This is a genomic window from Methylobacterium sp. CM6257, assembly GCF_054611515.1.
In genome coordinates, this window is sequence record NZ_CM137735.1 from 5831806 (window position 1) to 5851521 (window position 19716).

A 19716-nucleotide genomic window follows, 5' to 3' on the forward strand; every position below is an offset into this window, starting at 1 on the left:
AGATCCGTACGGTGAGGAGAGAGCGATGGCGGGCAGCGTCAACAAGGTGATTCTGGTGGGCAATCTCGGGCGCGACCCTGAGATGCGCCGCCTCGGCTCGGGCGACCCGGTGTGCAACCTGCGGCTCGCCACCTCCGAGTCGTGGAAGGATAAGGCGACCGGCGAGCGCAAGGAGAAGACCGAGTGGCACTCGGTCGTGATCTACAACGACAACCTGGCCCGGGTGGCCGAGCAGTACCTGCGCAAGGGCTCGAAGGTCTATATCGAGGGCCAGCTCCAGACCCGGAAGTGGACGGACAATTCCGGCGTCGAGAAGTACACCACCGAGGTCGTGCTCCAGCGCTTCCGCGGCGAGATGACGATCCTCGACGGGCGCGGCGGCGGTGGTGACTTCGCCGGCGAGGACGAGGGCGGCGGCCAGATCAGCCGCGGCGGCGACTTCGGCGGCGGTCGCGGCGGCGACCGCGGGGGCGATTTTGGTGGCGGCCGCGCCCAGGGCGGCGAACGCCGTCCGGCTCCGGCCTCCTCGGGCGGCGGTGGCGGCCGCGGCGGCTACGACCTCGACGACGACATCCCGTTCTAGGCCGTTTGCCGGCCCGGAGACCCGCCGCCCCGCGCGGCGGGTTTTTTGTTTCGGCGCCGGGGCGCCGCCCCGGTGCAGGCGATCGAATCGGTCACCGGAAGGAGGGCCAGTAGGCGGCGATCGCCCGCGCGGCTCCGAGTCCCGAGAAGTGTCCGTAATCGAAGTAGAGGTACGCGTGCGCGCTGGCGTACGGGCAGCGTCCGTCCGAGCACAGGGCCTTCAGGGGATCGATGAAGGTCGCGCGCTCCGCGAAGGCGGCCACGCGCGCGTTGATGGTGCGGTCCATGGCCATGGGCCAGGATTCGCCCGGCATGTTCCGGCGCCGCATGAAGAAGGCGATCTTCTGGACGTCCGTGATGAATTCTGGCGACTGGCCGATGACGAAGACCTCGACGCCCCGGTTCCGCAGGACGTCGATGGTCTCCTGGAGTCCGGCGAAGCCCCGCGTGCCGTAATCGCTCCAGCGGCCGCTCAGGATCACCGTCGAGATGCCCGCCTCGCGGATGACGTCCAGGGCGCGGCGGTTGAAGGTGGTGCAGCCCGGGCGCGCATACGAGAAGTATGACAGGATCGGCGGGCAGCCCGCATAGGTGTACTGGACGATGTTGGCCTGCAGCTTCCCGGCGTTGGCCGCGAAGCCGGAGACGTAGTGGGCGGCGAAGGAGTCGCCCCACAGCAGGACGGTCTTGGCGTGACCGTGGGTCCGGGTGCAGTCGCGCAGGTTCCAGCTCTGGCCGGAATCGCCGCCGAGGCTGAAGCAGGTGCCGGTCCGCCAGTCGCCGCCATCGATGCGCTGCTCCGCGAAGTCCCGGTAGCGCTCTGGCAGACCCTGGCTGACGATGCCCACGCCCCCGCAGGCGCACAGGCCCGCGATGGCGGCCGCCGAGAGGCCGAAGGTGACCCGCCGCGAGGCCAGCGAGCCGGAACGGCGGAACGGCTGCTCGACGAAGCGCCAGGAGCCGTAGGCCAGCAGCAGGCTCGCCGCCACCATCGCGAGGCTCGTCGCGAGATCGGGATTGCGCAGTTGCAGGTAGCGGTCGAAGGCGCTGATCGGCCAGTGAATCAGGTAGAGCGAGTAGGAGATCATCCCGACCCAGACGAGGGGCCGCAGGCAGAGCAGCCGGGTCGCCAGGGCCTGCCGGCCGCCCTCTCCGGGCACGGCCTGCCCGACATGGATCAGGAGTGCCGCCCCGAGACACGGGTAGAGGGCGCGGTACCCGGGAAACGGGTCGGTCTCGGCGACGGTCAGGTAGCCGACGGCGAGGAGGACGAGGCCGGCAGCCCCGGCAAGGTTGGCGATGTGCGGGTTCCGGATGGGCGGCGGCGGCCGCAGCATCAACAGCGCGCCGAGCAGGAGTTCCCAGGCCCGCGTCGGCAGCAGGTAGAACCCGGCCGCGGGCGCAACGGTGTTCGCCGCGACCGCCAGCGCGAAGCTCAACAGGATGAGCGGCGCCAGCACGGCCAGCCAATGCCTCCGCCCGTAGGCATAGATGCCGGCGATCAGGAGCGGGGCGAAGATGTAGAACTGCTCCTCGACCGAGAGCGACCACGTGTGCAGCAGCGGCCGCAGGCCGGCGTCGATGGCGAAGTAGTTGGTCGTCTTCCAGAAATAGATGTTCGACCAGAACGTCGACGCAGCGACCATGCTGCGGCTGAAGTCGACGACGTCGGACGGCAGCAGGAAAATCAGGGCCGCGACCGTCGAGGCCAGGCAGACGGCGAACAGGGCGGGCAGGATGCGCCGGGCGCGCCGCCAGTAGAAGTCGATCAGGCTGAAGCGGCCGCGCTCCAGATCGTGCAGGATGCTGCCGCTGATCAGGTAGCCCGAGATCACGAAGAACACGTCGACGCCGGTGAAGCCACCGGAGATCGACGCGAAACCGAAATGGAACAGGACGACCGGCAGCACCGCCACGGCCCTGAGACCGTCGATGTCGCGTCTGTACTTCATCAAGGGCGTCCGTAGCGGCAGGCGGGGCAGGTCGCGCCGGGCATCTTCGCGCCGGGCGCGATCCGTCCTCAAGCCGGGCCGGACGCCTCTTTCGGCCAGGGGTATCGTCCGAATGGGTGGCCGGCCGGCATGTGCCGTGCGTCAGCCCCCCGGCCTGCCGCCGGAGACGAGCTTCCCCCTGGCCAGCGAGCGACCCCTTTGCCGGCCCGGCTTGCATCGCCACGGCCACGCCGCGGCATCATTCGGGCGTCCAGGCCCGGCGGCGAGCCCGCGGCGCGCGGATCACGGGTCACCGGGTGTGCCGCCCCGGCGGGCGGCATCCGCGTGATCGAGATCGCTCTCGCTGCTGGCGCCTGAACCCGGCCGACACGGACTCGGGGCCGAGGACGGATGCCGGCTCAGAAGGCGCGGTCGCGGGCGGTGTGCGGGGCGCCGTAACGCCGACGCAGGAAGGAGATGACCTTCGGAAGGATGAGGGCGATCAGGATCTTGCGCATGGGGCCGGCTCGCGTCACGGTTTCGTGAGCGGGCAATGCTCAGGCACCGAAGCGGTTCCGCTCGGTGTGCCGGTCGAAGATCTGCCTCAGAGCTCCAGGGTCAGAGTCACCGGGACGTGGTCGGAGGGGCGCTCCCAGGCGCGGGCCTCGCGCAGCACCTCGACCCTGCGGACGGTCCCGGCGAGGTCCGGGGAGACCCAGACGTGGTCGAGGCGCCGCCCCTTGTCGGCCGCCGCCCAGTCGGGGGAGCGATAGCTCCACCACGTGTAGATCTTCTCCGGCTCCGGGGTGAGATGGCGCGCCGTGTCGATCCAGCCCGCCTCCCCGCGCAGGATCTCCAGCGCCTCGGTCTCCGCGGGCGTATGGCTCACCACGTCGAGGAGTTGCTTGTGCGACCAGACGTCGTGCTCCAGGGGAGCGACGTTGAGGTCGCCTACCAGGATCGCCGGGCCGGAGACGCGTTTACCGCCCCAGGCACGCAGCTCGGCCAGGAAGTCGAGCTTGTGGGCGAATTTCGGATTGAGGTCGCGGTCCGGCACGTCGCCGCCCGCGGGGACGTAGAAGTCGTGCAGCACGATCCCGGCGGCCGCCCCCGCCTCCGGCCCGAGCACCGCCGAGATGTGGCGGGCGTCCGGGCGCTCGCAGAAGCCCATCACGTCCCGGGTGTGCAGGGGGAAGCGCGAGAGGATCGCGACGCCGTTGTAACCCTTCTGCCCGGCGAACATCACGTGCTCGTAGCCGGAGCCGCGCAGGGCCTTCAGCGGGAAGGCGTCGTCCGGGCATTTGGTCTCTTGGAGGCAGAGCACGTCCGGCTTGTGCTCGGCCAGGAAGCGCAGCACCAGGTCGATGCGCAGGCGCACCGAGTTGATGTTCCAGGTCGTGACGGTGAGCTGCACGGGCGGAGCCGGGGTTCGGACTGAGTTGTGCTCCGATAGCCGATTTCGCGGCCCGCGACAGTCCGCTCACCGCCGGCGGCGCGAAATGCCGTGCGTCCCCGCCCGGCAGGCGCTATGCCCGTGCCCTGCCCTGTCCCGGGCCCCTCGTCGAGGCCCCGTCATGGTACATGCCCGCTCGCTCCTGTTCGCCGCCTACTGGGCCGCCTGGACGACCCTGTTCCTCGCGCCGCTGGCGATCTTCCTCCTGTCCGGGTCCCCCGAGCGGCCGATCCGAGGGGCGACGCGCCTCTGGGCGCGGGGCATCCTGGCCGGGCTCCGGCGCATCGTCGGGCTGCGCTACGTCGAGGAGGGGCGCCAGCACCTGCCGGCCGCGCCCTGCCTGATTGTGGCCAACCACCAGTCGACCTGGGAGACCCTCGCCTTCCTGGTGCTGGTGCCGGATGTGGCGATCGTCGCCAAGCGGGAGCTGCTGGCGATCCCGGTGGTCGGCTGGTTCCTGCGGCGCTCGCCGATGATCGTCATCGACCGCGGCAACGGCACCCAGGCCCTGCGCACCATGATCGACGAGGGCCGGGCGGCGGTGGCGGCCGGACGGTCGGTGCTGATCTTTCCGGAGGGTACCCGCGGCGGCATCGGCACGCCGCTGCGCTTCAAGCGCGGCGTCGAGCTGCTCTACGGCCGGCTCGGCCTGCCGGTGGTGCCGGTGGCGCTGAATTCCGGTCTGTTCTGGCCGGCGGGCGCGGCGACCCGCGCCGGAACCGTGGTGGTGAGCTACCTCGCCGCCGTCGCCCCGGGCCTCCCGGCCGCGGAATTCCTGCGCGGCACCGAAGGGGCGATCGACCGGGAGCTCGACCGCTGGCGCGGGACCGGCCGCGGCGAGCTCGAGACGAAGGCGGCGTGAGGGTGCCGGCTACTGCTGCGACTGCTGGATCTGCTGCTGCATCGCCTTGTCCTCGGCGCGCCCGTAATTGATGAAGAACAGGCTGCCGTCGACGCCCTTGCCCTTCTGCAGGTTCGAGAGCGTCACCGTGGTGACGTAACCCTGCGGGTCGGTGATCCGCCACTGCGAGAGGGTCTTCATCTCGGCATCGAAGAACAGCTGGATCTTCGAAGTGCCGCCGAGGGTGGCACGGTCCTCCAGGCTGATGCGCACGCCGCCCGGATCGTTGGCGACATCGGTCACGGTGAGGTCGCGGGCGAGGTCGATCTTCTCGCGGAGCAGAAATTTCAGCGGCGTCTGGGCGATGAAGTAGAGGTCCTGCGTGTTGAGCTTGCGGTCGCGCACCGCCACCGAGGTGCCGTCGGCGACCACCTCCAGAGGCGAGGGCTGGTCGTAGTCGAAGCGCAGGCGGCCGGGCTTGGCGAGCGTCAGCTTGCCGCCGATCCGCCGCCCGTCGGCGCCGATCTGCATGAAGGTGCCGGTCAGCGTGTTGATCCCGTTGAAGTAGGCGTTGGCCTGGGCCAGCAGCGTCGCGGCATCGGCCGGCTCGGCGGGCGCGATCGCGGTCGGCGCGCCGACCGCCGCGACCTTGGGCTCGGCCGCCTTGTGCTCGGCCTTGTCGCCGCCCTTGCCGGCCTTGGCGCTGCCAGCCTTCGAGTCCTTGCCGGATTCCTTGCTCGCCTCCTTGGCCTTGGGGGCGGGCTTCTTGGCTGGCGGGTGCGGGGGGGCCGGGGCGGCCTCGGGCTGCGGGGCGGGCTCTTCCTTGTGGCCGAACAGGCTGTCGATGAAGGCGCCGACCTGCGCGTCAGCCGGGTTGGCGGTCGCGAGCCACAGCCCGGCGGCAATCAGGGAGCCGGCTGTGCGGATGCGGCGGCCGATCATCGGCAGAATCTCCTGGGCGCCCGGTCGGCGGGCTCCGGCGGCAAACGAGGGCGGGACACGAGGCTTAGAACCCCGCCCTGTGGCGAAGATGCGACGCCCGGGCCGGTCCGCTTGGGGCGGCCCGGGGCGCAGCATCTCACTCGTCGTCGTACATCCCGCTCGACATATGCGGCGCGCCCGCGACCAGGATCTCGCGCTTGCCGGCGTGGTTGGCCGGCCCGACGATGCCCTCGATCTCCATCCGCTCCATGATCGAGGCGGCGCGGTTGTAGCCGATCTGCAGGCGGCGCTGGATGTAGCTGGTCGAGGCCTTCTGATCGCGCAGGACCACCTCGATGGCCTGCTTGTAGAGATCGTCGGACTCGCCACCGGTCGCCGCCGCGAAGGCGCCGATGTCGAAGACGGGGGCCTCCTCCTCGGGCTCGTCGGCGCGCTCGGTCTTGTCGGCCGCGGCGGCCTTGGAGCCCCGGCCGGACCGGCCACTCTCCTTGGTGGGCTCTTCTGGCGAATCGTCCGCCGTGACGGCGTCGAGGTAGCTGGGCCGGCCCTGGCGCTTGAGGTGGGCGACCACGCTCTCGACCTCGCTGTCCGAGCAGAACGGCCCGTGCACGCGCGTGGTGCGCCCGCCGCCGGCCATGAACAGCATGTCGCCCTGACCCAGAAGCTGCTCGGCGCCCATCTCGCCGAGAATGGTGCGCGAGTCGATCTTGCTGGTCACCTGGAAGGAGATCCGGGTCGGGAAGTTGGCCTTGATCGTGCCGGTGATCACGTCCACCGACGGCCGCTGGGTCGCCATGATCAGGTGGATGCCCGCCGCCCGCGCCATCTGCGCCAGCCGCTGGATCGCGCCCTCGATGTCCTTGCCGGCCACCATCATCAGGTCGGCCATCTCGTCCACCACGATCACGATGTACGGCAACGGCGCCAGGTCCATCGCCTCGTCCTCGTAGATCGCCTCGCCCGTCTGACGGTCGAAGCCGGTCTGGACGGTCCGGGTCAGCACCTCGCCGCGGGCAGCCGCCTCGGCGACCCGGGCGTTGTATCCGTCGATGTTGCGCACCGCGATCTTGGCCATCTTCTTGTAGCGCTCCTCCATCTCGCGCACGGCCCATTTGAGGGCGATCACCGCCTTCTTCGGGTCGATGACCACGGGGGAGAGCAGGTGCGGGATGCCGTCATAGACCGACAGCTCCAGCATCTTCGGGTCGACCATGATCAGGCGGCACTCCTCGGGCTTGAGCCGGTAGAGCAGCGACAGGATCATGGTGTTGATCGCCACCGACTTGCCCGAGCCGGTGGTGCCGGCCACGAGCAGGTGCGGCATGCGCGCGAGGTCGGCGATGATCGGCTCGCCGCCGATGTTCTTGCCCAGGCACAGGGCCAGCTTGTGCTTGCTCTCCGCGAAGTCGGCCGACGAGAGCAGTTCGCGCAGATAGACGGTCTCGCGGGTCTCGTTCGGCAGCTCGATGCCGATGGCATTCCGTCCGGGTACGACCGCGACGCGGGCCGAGACCGCCGACATCGACCGGGCGATGTCGTCCGACAGGCCGATCACGCGGCTGGACTTGGTGCCGGGCGCGGGCTCGAGCTCGTAGAGGGTCACCACCGGGCCCGGCCGCACCGCCAGGATGTCGCCGCGCACGCCGAAATCCTGGACCGTCTGCTGGAGGTTGAGGGCGTTCTGCTCCAGCACGTCCGCGTCGACCTCCTCGCTGCCGCCGGGCGCCGGCAGGGCGAGGAGCTCAAGGGACGGCAGCTCGTAATCCGCGCTCTCGATCGGGGCGATCTCAAGGTGGCGGCCGGCGGGAATCAGGTGCGCGCGGGGCGCGACCATGGGGACCGCGGCCGGCGCGGGGGCCGGCGGGGCGGCGACCGCCTCGACCGCCTCGATCACCTCGTCCGCCTCGGTCGCGGCAGCGACGGGCTCGACCTCGGCCGGAGCCGGCTCGGGCTGGGGCGCCAGCTTGCCTCGGAGCAGGACCGGCCGCGGGGTCATCGGGATCACCACCCGCGCGGCTTCGGTCCGGTCGGCGCTGGGCGCGACCGCCGTCGGCGCGGGAGCAGCCTCGGGCTGGGGCGCCGGTGCCGGCGGAGCCGCAACCGGCTGCCCGGCCGACCGTATCGCCGCGCGGGCCGCCATCGCGCTGAGAACGGGGGCGCGGCTGGGCGCCTGGACCGGGGTCTCGGCCACCGGCGCAGCCGGGACCGAGGGGAAGCTGCCCGGGCCGAAGACCAGCGACAGGGCGGGCTTCGCAGGGCCCTGGTCCCCCGGAGCGGCCGGCAGGAAGGCGTTGCGGATCGCCGCCGCCTCCTCGGCGCGGTCGGCAGCCCCCTGGCCAGTGCCTTGGCCGTTGTCCTGGCCGTCCGCCGGGCGCGGTGGCTGGTCGAACCGGACGAGCCGGTCGAGGACATAGACCGGCCGGGGCGGCAGGGAGCGCAGGTGCGAGATGTCGCGGGGCATCGAGACGAAGCGCTCGTCGGATTCGCCGAAAGCGGTCTCCGTCGCGGGGGCGCCAGGGACCGGTACCGGTCCGGTTTCGGCGGACTGGGGCTCCAAGGATGCCCAGGCCTCCACGGACGACCAGTCGCTGCTGTCGAACCAGGGCTGGACCTCCGACCAGTCCGGCAGGTCGGACCAGTCGCGGGCGGGCGCCTCGGCCGCGGCCTCGACGGCCGGCGGCGCCTCCACGGGAGCGATCACGGCCGTGGAAGCGGACAGCTCGACGGCGGGACGCGCCGGCCGGCGGTCGGGGGTGCGGAAGTAGCGGACGCCCGGCGGTGCGACGAACGGCTGGCGCCACAGGGGGACCGGATCGGCCGCCGGATCGACGACCGTCTCGGGCAGCGGGGATTCGGACACGGTGGCCCGCTCGGCCTCCGCGCGGGCCACCTGCTCGCGCTCGGCCTCTTCGCGCGCAGCCCGCTCGGTTTCGAGGGCCAGCGCTGCGGCCTGCGCCTCGGCGCGGGCGCGCTCCAGGGCGACGCGCTCGGCGTCCAGGGCGCGCTGACGGCGCTCCTGCAGGACCGAATCGGGGGTACGGGTCCAGCGCACGGCCGAAGGCGAGGCGGCCGGCACCGGCGCGGGGATCGGTGCATCTTCCGGAGCGATGGCGGCGGGCCGGCGCGGCTGGCGCACGAGCACGCCCGGCGACGAGGCGCTGCGGTCGATCCGGCTCTCGACGGGCGGTGCGTCGAGCGCATCGAGGCTCGCCCGGTCGTCGAAGACCTGCGCCGGCCAGATATGCTCGGGCGGCGCGACGCTGCTCGCGCGCGGGCCGCGCTCCGGCCCCTCCCTGCCGACCATGGCGGCGGGCGAGGTCAGCCAGCTCGGCTCGGCCCGTCGGCCGGGGACGCCGTACGCCGGGCGGGCGGGCAGGCCCGCGGGCGTGCCGGACAGGCGCCGTGCGAGGCTCGCGCGGAACGCCATCAGACGGTGCGCCAGGGCTCCGAGGGAGAGGCCCGGACGGTCGCCGCCGCGGACGGGCCGGGCGGGGTCACGGTGGGAGTACGGAGGCCGTCCCGATGCGCGCATGGGTTCTCGAACGATACTCGAAACAGGGATCCGCCGACGCGCGGCGGCTGTCCTTGAGTTAGGCCATTCGTCGTTAACGGAGGCTTGTCGCGGCCCTGCGGCGCGGAAACCATGACGGCGATCGCGGCCGTGCCGCAGCGAACCCAGGGGACGCCTTTCCGCCGAGGCAGAGGCAGATCCCCTGCGGGAAGCGCCGGCCATGCGGCTCCCCATCGAAAATTGGCGGCCATCAAAACGGTGATCGCACGAAGCCTTGGCGTGCCAACGCGCGTTTGCTTAGGCTGAAAGCCCCCTCCCCCGGTCAGGTGCCCGTGACCCAGCCACCTTCCCTCTCCCTCGCCGATCCCCGCGCGACCGGCCCGGCGTACTTCCGGTCCCTCTACCGCCACGGCTTCGCCCGGGTAGCGGCCTGCACCGGCCGCAGCCATCCCGCGGAGCCCGCCCGCAATGCCGACGTGGTGATCGACCTCGCCCGGACCTGCCACGATTCGGGGGCCGCGCTCGCCGTCTTCACAGAACTCGGCCTCTCAGCCTACGCGATCGAGGACCTTCTGCTCCAGCAGACCCTGCTCGACGCCGCGGAGGAGGCAGCCGCCCGGGTGATCGCCGAATCGGCGAACCTGCGGCCGCTGCTGATCGTCGGCGCGCCGCTGCGCTGGCGCCACCGCGTCTACAATTGCGCCCTGGCGATCCAGGGCGGCCGCCTTCTGGGCGCCGTGCCGAAGACCTTCCTGCCGAACTACCGGGAATTCTACGAGAAGCGCCACTTCGCCTCCGGGGCCGGCATCACCGGCGAGACCATCCGGGTCGCCGATCGGGAGGCGCCCTTCGGCACCGACCTGCTTTTCCCGGCCGAGGACCTGCCTGGCCTCGTGGTCGGGGTGGAGATCTGCGAAGACCTGTGGGTTCCGGAGCCGCCAGGCATGCGCGCGGCGCTCGCGGGCGCCACGGTGCTGGCCAATATCTCCGGCAGCCCGATCACCGTCGGCCGGGCGGAGTCCCGGGCGCTGCTGTCCCGGGCAGCCTCGATGCGTGGGGCCTGCGCGTATGTCTACGCCGCCGCCGGCCAGGGCGAATCGACCACTGACCTGTCCTGGGACGGCCAGACCAGCATCGACGAACTGGGCGTGCGCCTCGCCGAGGGCCAGCGCTTCCCTGAGGGCCCGGTGGCCACGATCGCCGATATCGACCTCGACCTGATCGCCCAGGACCGCCTCCAGGCGGGCAGCTTCGACGACGACGCCCGGCGCCACGCCCTCGCCTATCGCCGCGTGCCGTTCCGGCTCGACCCACCGGACACCGATCTCGGCCTGATCCGGCGGATCGAGCGCTTCCCCTTCGTGCCGGCCGATCCGTCGCGTCTCGCGCAGGATTGCTACGAGGCCTACAACATTCAGGTCGCCGGGCTCGCCAAACGCCTGGAAGCCACCGGAACCCGCAAGGCCGTGATCGGCGTCTCAGGCGGCCTCGATTCGACCCACGCGCTGATCGTGATCGCCAAGGCCTTCGACCGCCTCGGCTACCCGCGCTCGGACATCCTGGCCTACACGCTTCCGGGCTTCGCCACCTCGAACGCCACCAAGACCAACGCGCACGCGCTCATGAAGGCGCTGGGCTGCACGGCCGCCGAGATCGACATCCGCCCGGCCGCCAAGCAGATGCTCGCCGACATGAACCACCCCTTCGCCCGGGGCGAAGCGGTCTACGACGTGACGTTCGAGAACGTGCAGGCGGGCCTGCGCACCGACTACCTGTTCCGGCTCGCCAACCACGCGGGCGGCCTCGTGGTCGGCACCGGCGACCTCTCGGAGCTGGCGCTCGGCTGGTGCACCTACGGCGTCGGCGACCAGATGAGCCACTACGCGGTCAATGCCGGCGTGCCCAAGACGCTGATCCAGCACCTGATCCGCTGGGTGATCGGCAACGGCGAGGTCGGGCCGGACGAGGCCCGCACCCTCCAGGCGATCCTCGACACCGAGATCTCCCCCGAGCTGGTGCCGGTGGACCAAGACGACAGCCCGCAGAGCACCGAGGCGACAATCGGCCCCTACGCGCTGCAGGACTTCAACCTGTTCTACACGCTGCGTTACGGGTTCCGGCCCTCGAAGATCGCCTTCCTGGCGCTCCACGCCTGGGGCGACAAGGATCGCGGCTCCTGGGCGCCGGACTTCCCTGAGACCAAGCGGGTCGCCTACGACCTCGCCGAGATCCGCCGCTGGCTCGGCGTGTTCCTCACCCGCTATTTCGGCTTCAGCCAGTTCAAGCGCTCGGCGCTTCCGAACGGGCCGAAGGTCTCGGCCGGCGGCTCCCTGTCGCCCCGGGGCGACTGGCGTGCCCCGTCGGACGGCTCGGCGCGGATCTGGATCGAGGAGTTGAACCGAAACGTCCCCGAAACTTGACCGACACAAACTCGACCGATTGTGCCATTATGAGCACGGTCAAGCCGATTCTCCCCAATACGAGATCTCGTATTGGGAATATTTGGCTTCGAGGGCGGCCAGGCGGAGGACTTCGGATGCGAAGCTACAACCTGTTCCAGCTCAAGGATGTGGACGGCCTCTGCTGCGCAGTGCCGGAGGCGAGCACCATTCCCTCCTTCATCGGCGCCGGCCGCTGGACCTTCGGCGGAAAACTCTGCGACGGCTGCCGGCCACCCCTCGACTTCGACGACCGGGCCGCCGACACGGCGGTGCGGTTCAACGGTTTCTACCTGTTCCAGACCGTGGACCGGCGCTTCATTGCGTGAGCGGACAGGCGGGAGAGGCGAGGTCTCGCGTCTTCCGCCGGCCTGGGACGGGCCCTTCGTGGTCTCAAGGACCGCGAAAACGCGCTTCTCTTTCAATCTGTTCATATGCGGAGCCCAAGGCGGCCGCGACTCCGGTATCGCGACGAAGATTCCTTAAGGGCTGGCATGCAGACTGTGCGGGATCGCCAGCAGTCCGGAGCCGCCCGCATGTCGGAGCATCGCAGAGAGGCGCGCCAGAGGGTCTTCCTCAAGGGTCGCATCGTGTTCAACAACGGCTCGTCGAGCTTCGACTGCCTGATACGCGACATGTCCTCCTCCGGCGCCCGCCTCGTCATGAGCGATGCCACGACGCTGCCGGGGGCGTTCGATCTCTACATCCCGCAGAAGGACCGGACCTACCGGGCCACCCTGCGCTGGCGCCGGGAGGACGGCATCGGCGTCACCTTCGAGGAGCCGGCCCGGGCCGGCGCCGCGCCTGCGGCTCCCGATCCGGCTGCGGCGGATGCCTCCGTGACCATGCTGCTGAAGCGCGTCAGCGAGTTGGAGACCGAGAACGCAGCCCTCCGCCGGCTGCTCGCCAGCATGGCCCAGTCGGGCGATGCGGCGAGCGCGGCCTGAGCGTCAGCCCTGCCCTTCGAGCGCCGCACGGATGCGCGCGGCATGCTCGGCCAGAACCGCGTTGTCGGCCATCCCGCCCTCGTGGCGCTTCAGCGGCACACCCTCCCGCCGCGGGACGACGTGGAAGTGCAGGTGGAACACGGTCTGACCGCCGGCCGGCTCGTTGAACTGGAAGATTGTCAGCCCGTCCGCTTGGAACGCCGCCTTCACAGCCCGGGCAACCTTCTGGACGCTCGCCATCAGGGCGGCCAGCGAATCCGGCTCGGCATCGAGCAGGCCCCGGGCCGGCGCCTTCGGGATCACCAGGGTGTGACCCTCCCCCTGGGGCATCACGTCCATGAAGGCCAGGGTGTGCGCGTCCTCGCAGACACGGTGGCACGGGATCTCGCCGCGCAGGATCTTGGCGAAGATGTTGTCGGGGTCGTAGCGGGCTTCGGCCATGCTGCCTCCGGGGATCCTTGAGCGGGCGCAGGTTGCACGGGGCACCCGTCCGCGTCCACACGGGAACCGGCCGCGCACCGGAACGCTTGCACCGCCGCGGCCGCAACGTCGTTCCGAAAGGGACCGCCGGCTTCCGCAACGCGACGATTCCCTCGACAAACGAGCACGGAGTTCCGGATGGCGCACGAGAGCAAGGGGGCGATCTACGCGGCGGCCGGAGCAAATCTCGCCATCGCGGCGGCGAAGTTCCTCGGGGGCGCGCTGACCGGCTCGACCGCGATGCTCGCCGAGGGCGTGCATTCGCTGGTCGACACGGCCAACCAAGTGCTGCTGCTCGTCGGCATGAAGCGGGCGCAGCGGCCGGCCGACGCCCGCCACCCCTTCGGCTACGGGCGCGAGATCTATTTCTACGCCTTCGTGGTGGCGCTGATGATCTTCCTCGGCGGCGGCCTCTTTGCGATCTATGAGGGAATCGAGCGGGTCCGCCACCCAGAGCCGGACGTGGACGCCGAGATCTTCGGCCACCGGCTGCCGGGGATCTGGGTCAACGTGGCGATCCTCGGCTTCGCCATCGCGGCCGAGGGCACGTCCTGGGTCGTGGCGATGCGCCAGTTCTGGGCCGAGAAGGGCCAGCGCTCCGCGGTGCGGGCAATCCGGCGCAGCAAGGATCCGACCCTGTTCACGATCCTGGTCGAGGACACCGCCGCGCTGATCGGCCTGCTGATCGCACTCGCGGGCGTCGCCTTCGCGCATCTCCTGGAGATGCCGAGCCTCGACGGCTGGGCTTCCGTGGGGATCGGCCTCGTGCTCGTCGGCATGGCTGTCTTCCTGATGGTCGAGACCCACGGCCTGTTGATCGGCGAGGCGGCCGATCCCGAGATCGTCACGGCGATCGAGGACCTGGTGCGCGCCGAGCCCGACGTGCTCCACCTGAACGAGGTGCTCACCCAGCATCTCGGTCCCTCCGACATCCTGGTCAATCTCAGCATCGACATGGCCGACGACCTGAGTGCGGGTGACGTCGAGAGCCTCGTGACGCGCCTCGACCGGGCGGTGAAGCAGCGCAGCCCGGAGGTGACCCGGGTGTTCATCGAGATCCAGCAACAGGGCGATCACGCGGTTCGGGCGGCGGCTTGAGCCGATGCGACCGGGCAGTCCCCGAAGGATTGCCCGGTCACTCCGGTCTTGGGCGGCTGAGATGCACTCCTGACACGGGGCTCGATCCGGTGATCGCAGCCTCGCTCAGCCGCTCCGGCCTACCTGGGCGAGGCTGAGCGCCCAGACCCGCTCCTGCACGGCCTCGTCGCGGCTCTCGGCCGAGGAGGTCTTGGGCCGGGCATGCGAGAAGTAGCGTCCGGTGACGCCGTCGAGCTCGGGGGCGCTCGCCACGTGCAGCGAGGTCTCGGCACCCTTGTCGGGCTTGGTCAGGAACGGCCGCATCAGCGACCAGGCCGCGCCGAACAGGCCGCCGGTATTCTTGGCGAAGCCGGTGTTGATCACGCCCGGATGCACAGCGTTGACGGTGATGCCGCTGTCGCGCAGCCGCCGGGCCAGCGCATAGGTGAACAGCACGTTGCCGAGCTTGGCCTGCGCGTAGGCCCGCATCGCCCCGTAGCGGCGGGCGCCCTCGATGTCGTCGAAGTCGATATGCCCCCGATAGTGCGCCGCCGAGGCGACGTTGACGATCCGCGGCTTGGCCCCGGACGCCGCAGCGGCCTTCAGGGACTCGAGAAGCTCGAGCGTCAGGAGCACGTAGCCCAGATGGTCCAGCGCCCAGGTGCGCTCGATCCCGTCGACCGTGAGCGTGCGCCGGTCGAAGATCGCCCCGGCGTTGTTCACCAGCACATCGAGGCGCGGGTAGGCCCCACGCAGCGATTCGGCGAGCCACCGGATCTCCGCCTGTGCCGACAGATCCGCCACGTGCGGATCGACAGCCGCACCGGGCACGGACGCGCGGATCCGCTCGGCACAGGCCCGCGTCTTTGCCGCATCGCGCCCCACGACGGCGACCCGCGCGCCCAGCCGCGCGAGTCCCAGCGCCGTCTCGTAGCCGATGCCGTTGGTCGCCCCGGTGACGAGGCAGACCCGGCCTGGCATCACAGCCGCCTCAGAACACCGCCTGCCCGACCGCAAAGGCGATGACGACGATCACGATGGCGATCAGGAGGAACAGGCCGAACAGGATCCGCGCCAGCGAGCCCGCGCCCGAGGCAATCCCGGTGAAGCCGAGGGCGCCGGCAATCAGCGAGATCACGAAGCAGATGAGGGCCCACTTCAGAAGGGTCATGACGTTACTCCGGCTGCGCCCGCGCTTCGGGCCGATGGCTGCTGCCTCAACCGACGCCAAGCGAGACCGTTCCGCGGATTTCGGCGCCTGCCGCTTTTATTCTCAAGAGGAGTCAGGCCGTCTTGGCCACCGGCTGCGCCGGGACGTCGGCGCGCTCCAGCATGATCTCCGCGAGGGTGTGATAGAGGCCGCCGCGGCAGACCACCTTCGAGGCGGCATCGGCCACCAGGGCCGCGACCATCAGCGGGATCACCATCGTGTGGTTCTGGGTCATTTCGGTGACGATGACGAAGCTGGTGATCGGCGCCTGGAGCACGCCCGTGAGGTAGGCCACCATCCCGATGAGCACGAGGGCGCCCACCGGCATGTACGGCAGGAGGCCGTGGACCGTGCCGCCGAGCCCGGCCCCGACGGCCAACGACGGCGCGAACAGGCCACCCGGGATGCCGCTGATCGAGCTGAGCACGGTGGCGGCGAATTTCAGCGGCGCGTAGGTCCAGCCCGCGGCTGCGTCGCCATGAAGGATCGCCCGGGCCTCCTCATAGCCGGTGCCGTAGGCGGTGCCGCTGGAGGCGAGCCCGCAGAGGGCGACGCACAGGCCGCAGGCGGCCGCGAACATGACCGGCCTCGTCCGAACCAGGCGGCCGGCGGCCCCCGGCAGCCCGCGGGCGAACAGGATCACGATGCGGCTGAAGACGCCGCCCGCGAAGCCGCCGGCGACGGCGAGCAGCGGCACGATCCAGCCGGCTGCCAGCGGCAGCTCCGCCTGGGTCGTTCCAAAATACGTGTAGTTGCCGAGCAGCCAGAGGGAAGTGAGGCCCGCGGCCACGATACCGGCGACGATCAGACCGGACGAGCGCGCCTCGTAGGCCCGGCCCAGTTCCTCGATGCCGAACACGATGCCGGCGAGCGGCGTGTTGAAAGCCGCCGCGACGCCGGCCGCGCCTCCCGCCAGAAGCAGCCCCGGCAGGCGGTCTGGAGTCAGGCGGCCGAAGGCCGCCATAATCGCTGCGCCGACCTGCACGGTCGGCCCCTCGCGGCCGGCCGAGGCCCCGCAGAGGAGGCCCAGGAACAGGACCATCACCTTGCCGAAGGCCACCCGGGGCGAGATCAGCGCATAGCGGAAGCGCGCGTCTCGGGCGTGGCGGGCGGCGATCACCTGCGGGATGCCCGAGCCTTGCGAGTTCGGGAACACCGTGCGGGCGAGCAGCGCGGCCAGGGCGAACCCCGCCGGCGTCAGCACCAGAGCGATCAGCGGAGAGGGCGCAATGAGACGCCGGAATCCATCCTGCGCGAGGTCGGCGCCCTTGGCCATCAGCACGGCGGCGAGCCCGACCCCGATGCCGCCCACCAGGAACAGCAGCCGGCCGCGCCAGAGCGGGTACGCCTCCATCGAGGCGGAGCGCAGGCGGACGATGGAGCGGCGATAGCGCGAGCGCCGCGGGCGGCGAGGTCTGGTCGTTTCCCGCACGTCGTCCCGCATTTCGACCATGGTAGAGAACTGCACCCGCGCCGCTGAAACCCGCGCTATAGCGCAACCGGCGGAGAATGGCCCATGCCACGGCGCATAATGCCCTCCGACGGCCGCGCCCGGTGGCACGACGTGCTGGTGCCGGGGAGGAGCACGATCCGGGGCCCGGGGATGTCCGGCCCGACATCTGGATCTCTCGCCGGGAGTCAGGCCCGGACCTCCTCGTCCAGAACCGTCCCAGACCGCTCCGTCATCGTGAGAGGCGTGCAGCGTCTGGCTTGACGCGCGCCTTCGCCGGACCGGCGATCGCTTCGGCGGATGACACTCCAGCCTCGCAAGCGGCTGCGACCCTTTGATCAATGCACCTGATCAAAGAGTCGCAGCGACGCACGAATAGTTACAGTTGCGGGCCACAGCAAGGCGGCACATAAGCCTACCGCGATGCAAACTATTTTCTCGACCAGCGGAGCAGATTCGAAAGATCGGTTCCGCCAATGGCGGGACATCTGCGAAGACCGCCTCGTTCCCATGGTCCAGAACTCCCTGGGAGACGGGCCGTTTCATGCGGTGATTGAAGGCGCGAGCATCGGAAACCTTGAGTTCACAAAATTTTCCTTAAGTAATTTACGGGCAGCGACAACATCGCAAACACTCCGGCATGAAAACAACAAAACCGATCAGCTCTTCATGAGTATGGTACTATCTGGTGCGGTACACGCAGATCAGTACGATCGGTCAGCTGTCGATAGCGCCGGAGATTTCTCGATACGTGATACAAACACGCCGTGGACGATCGAGCACCGCGGATACAGCGAAGTGCTCGCCATTCAGATCCCGCGGGATCGGTTGGAAGGCATGCTGGGCTCGACCAGCCGTTTCGCCGGATTGACCGTGGGTGGGCACCTACCGGTCACAATCCTGGCGCGATCGTTTCTGAACAATCTGCTGAACGTGGGGGATCGGCTCTCCCGCCATGAAGCCGAACGCATAAGTTCGGTGGCGATCGACCTCATCGCGGCCAGCCTCGCCGAGCGCATGGCCATGGAAACCCCCAAGGCCCTTCACGGGACGCTCATCGTTCAGCGCGCCAAAGCTTACATTGCAGCCAATCTCGGCGCTCCCGACCTCGGGCCGTCGCAGGTCGCTGCCTCGGTGGGCGTGTCGCTGCGCCACCTGCAGGAGCTGTTCCGCGAGGACGGGCGCAACATCGCCGCCTGGATCTGGCAGCGCCGGCTCGAAAAGGCCGCGCGACAGCTATCCGATCCGGGCTGCTTTCACGTCCCGGTGGGGGAAGTCGCCTACAGATGCGGCTTCGCCGACCAAGCTCACTTCTCTCGTCGCTTCCGCGACCGTTACGGCATCAGCCCGCGCGACTACCGCCACACGACACTGTCGCAAGCTGCTCAGAGCTGAACGGGGCATCCATCGGGCACGGGCGACCGGCGTCATGCTTTCCCGTCCTCCTCCGCAGCACAGAGCTTCTCCACCGCCCGCACATACGCCTTCGCATCGAACTTCTTCAGCGAGTTTTCGCTCTGGTAGCGGACCGTGCCGAAGACCGGCCGCCTCTGCCAGGGGCGATCGTGCAGCCCGTATACCCAGGCGACATTGGTGAAGGAATTCGGGTCACGCCCGTCCAGGAAATAGCGGTTGTTGAGCCGCAGCGTCCGGGCGAAGCCTTCCTCGGGCGAGGGCGACCATTCGAGGATCTTCTTGCCCCAGTACATTCGCAGCTGGTTGTGCATGTAGCCGGTCTCGCGCATCTCGCGCATCGCCGCATTCCAGTAGCGATCGTGGGTCTCGCCGGCGGCGAGCTGGTCTTCCGAGTAGGTGTGCGGGCGCGCGTCGTTGGCGTGCTCGGCCAGGGTCTTGCGTGCCCAGTCCGGGACGGCCTTGTCGTAGTCGTCATACCCGTCCGTGTAGAACACGTGGTTCATGGCGAGCTCGCGCCGGACGATCAGCTCCTCCAGGTAGGCGCCGCGGTCGTCCGCATCGCCGTCCTCGGCCTCCCGCACTGCCAGGGCGATATCCACCGGCGAGATCTGCCCGAAATGCAGGTAGGGGCTCATATGCGAGGCTGCGGCCGCCTCCGGCATGTTGCGCCCCGCCCCATAGCCGGCGAATCCGTCCTTCAGGAACGCCTTCAGGCGCTTGCGGGCCTGCGTCTCACCGCCGAGGAACCGCTTCACCGGTTCCACCGAGCGGTCGAGGCTCATGCCGGCCAGCACCGCATCCGGATCGGAGACGTCGACCGCGCTCTTGAGCTTCAGGCCTCCGGCCCTGTGCTTCACGGTGCGGGGCCTCAGCTCCGCGATGAACGGATCCCAGAGCCGGTTCAGCTTCGGCCGCAGCGTCCGGGCGGCGTATTCGTGCTTCTTCGAGACCGCCTCCACCGGCACGACCACGTCGCCCTCGACCTGAACGATCCGGATCTTCACGGCCTTGGTGATCTCCCGGTACCAGCGCTTCTGGATGGCGAGGTAACCGCGGTCGAGCACGAGGAGCGCGGCGTCCGCGGCATGATCGATCGCGACCCGCGCGGGCGAGGCCTTGCGCATCACGAAGCCGATTCCGCGCTTCTCCAGGCCCGCCTTCGCGTCCGCGAGCCCCTGGAGCAGGAAGGCGTAGTGCCGGGCATTGGCTTCGGGGAAGCCGCTGGCGCCGTCGAGAAGGCCGAAGCAGGCCACCACCGGCAGGTTCAGCCGGTTCGCCTCCTCGATGGCGAATTCGAGGGCGGGATTGAAATGGGCCCGGTTGGCCTGCTGCAGGAGATACAAGACATAAGCCCCGTTTCCGCGGGGCTCGAGATCGTTGAGAACCCGGATCCGCTCACCCTGAATCGCCATGCTCATCCGAATCCTTGCTTTGCCCG

General features: G+C 69.9%; 16 protein-coding genes. 7 read left to right on the top strand and 9 right to left on the bottom strand.

Annotated features, from left to right (window positions below):
- Positions 1–25 precede the first annotated feature (25 nt).
- Positions 26–583: a single-stranded DNA-binding protein gene (ssb, locus tag ACYCO6_RS28395; RefSeq protein WP_459765575.1), complete on the top strand. Its 558-nt coding sequence runs from the start codon at positions 26–28 to the stop codon at positions 581–583.
- A 91-nt stretch (positions 584–674) separates the two neighbouring features.
- Here the strand turns inward: ssb and ACYCO6_RS28400 are convergent, their stop codons facing one another.
- Positions 675–2534 carry an acyltransferase family protein gene (locus ACYCO6_RS28400; protein WP_459765577.1) on the bottom strand — a complete coding sequence of 620 codons (1860 nt, stop codon included), beginning with the start codon at positions 2532–2534 and terminating at the stop codon, positions 675–677.
- 583 nt (positions 2535–3117) lie between these two features.
- The gene (gene xth, locus ACYCO6_RS28405) at positions 3118–3927 is read right to left on the bottom strand and encodes an exodeoxyribonuclease III (RefSeq protein ID WP_459765579.1); all 810 of its coding nucleotides are present in this window, start codon (positions 3925–3927) and stop codon (positions 3118–3120) included.
- A 160-nt stretch (positions 3928–4087) separates the two neighbouring features.
- Here xth and ACYCO6_RS28410 point away from each other — a divergent pair, with 160 nt between their 5' ends.
- On the top strand, positions 4088–4828 hold the full coding sequence (locus tag ACYCO6_RS28410; RefSeq protein ID WP_459765581.1) for a lysophospholipid acyltransferase family protein: 741 nt from the start codon (positions 4088–4090) through the stop codon (positions 4826–4828).
- A gap of 9 nt (positions 4829–4837) precedes the next feature.
- Here ACYCO6_RS28410 and ACYCO6_RS28415 read toward each other — a convergent pair whose 3' ends face one another.
- A complete protein-coding gene (locus ACYCO6_RS28415) occupies positions 4838–5749 on the bottom strand; it encodes a LolA family protein (RefSeq protein ID WP_459765583.1) in 912 nt (303 codons plus the stop codon).
- A gap of 136 nt (positions 5750–5885) precedes the next feature.
- Positions 5886–9281, bottom strand: coding sequence for a DNA translocase FtsK (locus ACYCO6_RS28420; RefSeq protein ID WP_459765585.1), 3396 nt, complete (start codon positions 9279–9281; stop codon positions 5886–5888).
- A gap of 311 nt (positions 9282–9592) precedes the next feature.
- Between ACYCO6_RS28420 and ACYCO6_RS28425 the strand changes: the two genes are divergently transcribed.
- The 3 genes from ACYCO6_RS28425 (at position 9593) to ACYCO6_RS28435 (ending at position 12645) form a co-directional block, all read left to right on the top strand.
- On the top strand, positions 9593–11680 hold the full coding sequence (locus ACYCO6_RS28425; RefSeq protein ID WP_459765587.1) for an NAD(+) synthase: 2088 nt from the start codon (positions 9593–9595) through the stop codon (positions 11678–11680).
- Positions 11681–11796: 116 nt separating this feature from the next.
- Positions 11797–12027: a hypothetical protein gene (locus ACYCO6_RS28430; RefSeq protein ID WP_459765589.1), complete on the top strand. Its 231-nt coding sequence runs from the start codon at positions 11797–11799 to the stop codon at positions 12025–12027.
- 207 nt (positions 12028–12234) lie between these two features.
- The gene (locus tag ACYCO6_RS28435) at positions 12235–12645 is read left to right on the top strand and encodes a PilZ domain-containing protein (RefSeq protein ID WP_459765591.1); all 411 of its coding nucleotides are present in this window, start codon (positions 12235–12237) and stop codon (positions 12643–12645) included.
- A 3-nt stretch (positions 12646–12648) separates the two neighbouring features.
- On the opposite strand, the gene ACYCO6_RS28440 is transcribed toward ACYCO6_RS28435, so the two are convergent.
- Entirely contained in the window at positions 12649–13086 is a 438-nt protein-coding gene (locus tag ACYCO6_RS28440; protein WP_459765593.1) for an HIT family protein, read from the bottom strand.
- 177 nt (positions 13087–13263) lie between these two features.
- Between ACYCO6_RS28440 and ACYCO6_RS28445 the strand changes: the two genes are divergently transcribed.
- Positions 13264–14223: a cation diffusion facilitator family transporter gene (locus ACYCO6_RS28445; protein ID WP_459765595.1), complete on the top strand. Its 960-nt coding sequence runs from the start codon at positions 13264–13266 to the stop codon at positions 14221–14223.
- Positions 14224–14328: 105 nt separating this feature from the next.
- Here the strand turns inward: ACYCO6_RS28445 and ACYCO6_RS28450 are convergent, their stop codons facing one another.
- The 3 genes from ACYCO6_RS28450 to ACYCO6_RS28460 form a co-directional block, all read right to left on the bottom strand.
- Positions 14329–15183 (bottom strand): SDR family oxidoreductase, encoded by an 855-nt coding sequence (locus ACYCO6_RS28450; RefSeq protein WP_459765597.1) that lies wholly within the window; start codon positions 15181–15183, stop codon positions 14329–14331.
- 10 nt (positions 15184–15193) lie between these two features.
- Positions 15194–15373 (bottom strand): DUF1328 domain-containing protein, encoded by a 180-nt coding sequence (locus tag ACYCO6_RS28455; protein ID WP_459765599.1) that lies wholly within the window; start codon positions 15371–15373, stop codon positions 15194–15196.
- 112 nt (positions 15374–15485) lie between these two features.
- Positions 15486–16865, bottom strand: a complete 1380-nt coding sequence (locus ACYCO6_RS28460) for a chloride channel protein (protein ID WP_459765601.1) — start codon at positions 16863–16865, stop codon at positions 15486–15488.
- Positions 16866–17285: 420 nt separating this feature from the next.
- Here ACYCO6_RS28460 and ACYCO6_RS28465 point away from each other — a divergent pair, with 420 nt between their 5' ends.
- On the top strand, positions 17286–18257 hold the full coding sequence (locus ACYCO6_RS28465; RefSeq protein WP_459765603.1) for a helix-turn-helix domain-containing protein: 972 nt from the start codon (positions 17286–17288) through the stop codon (positions 18255–18257).
- A gap of 32 nt (positions 18258–18289) precedes the next feature.
- Here the strand turns inward: ACYCO6_RS28465 and ACYCO6_RS28470 are convergent, their stop codons facing one another.
- Positions 18290–19690: a deoxyribodipyrimidine photo-lyase gene (locus ACYCO6_RS28470; protein ID WP_459765605.1), complete on the bottom strand. Its 1401-nt coding sequence runs from the start codon at positions 19688–19690 to the stop codon at positions 18290–18292.
- Between the last annotated feature and the right edge of the window lie 26 nt (positions 19691–19716).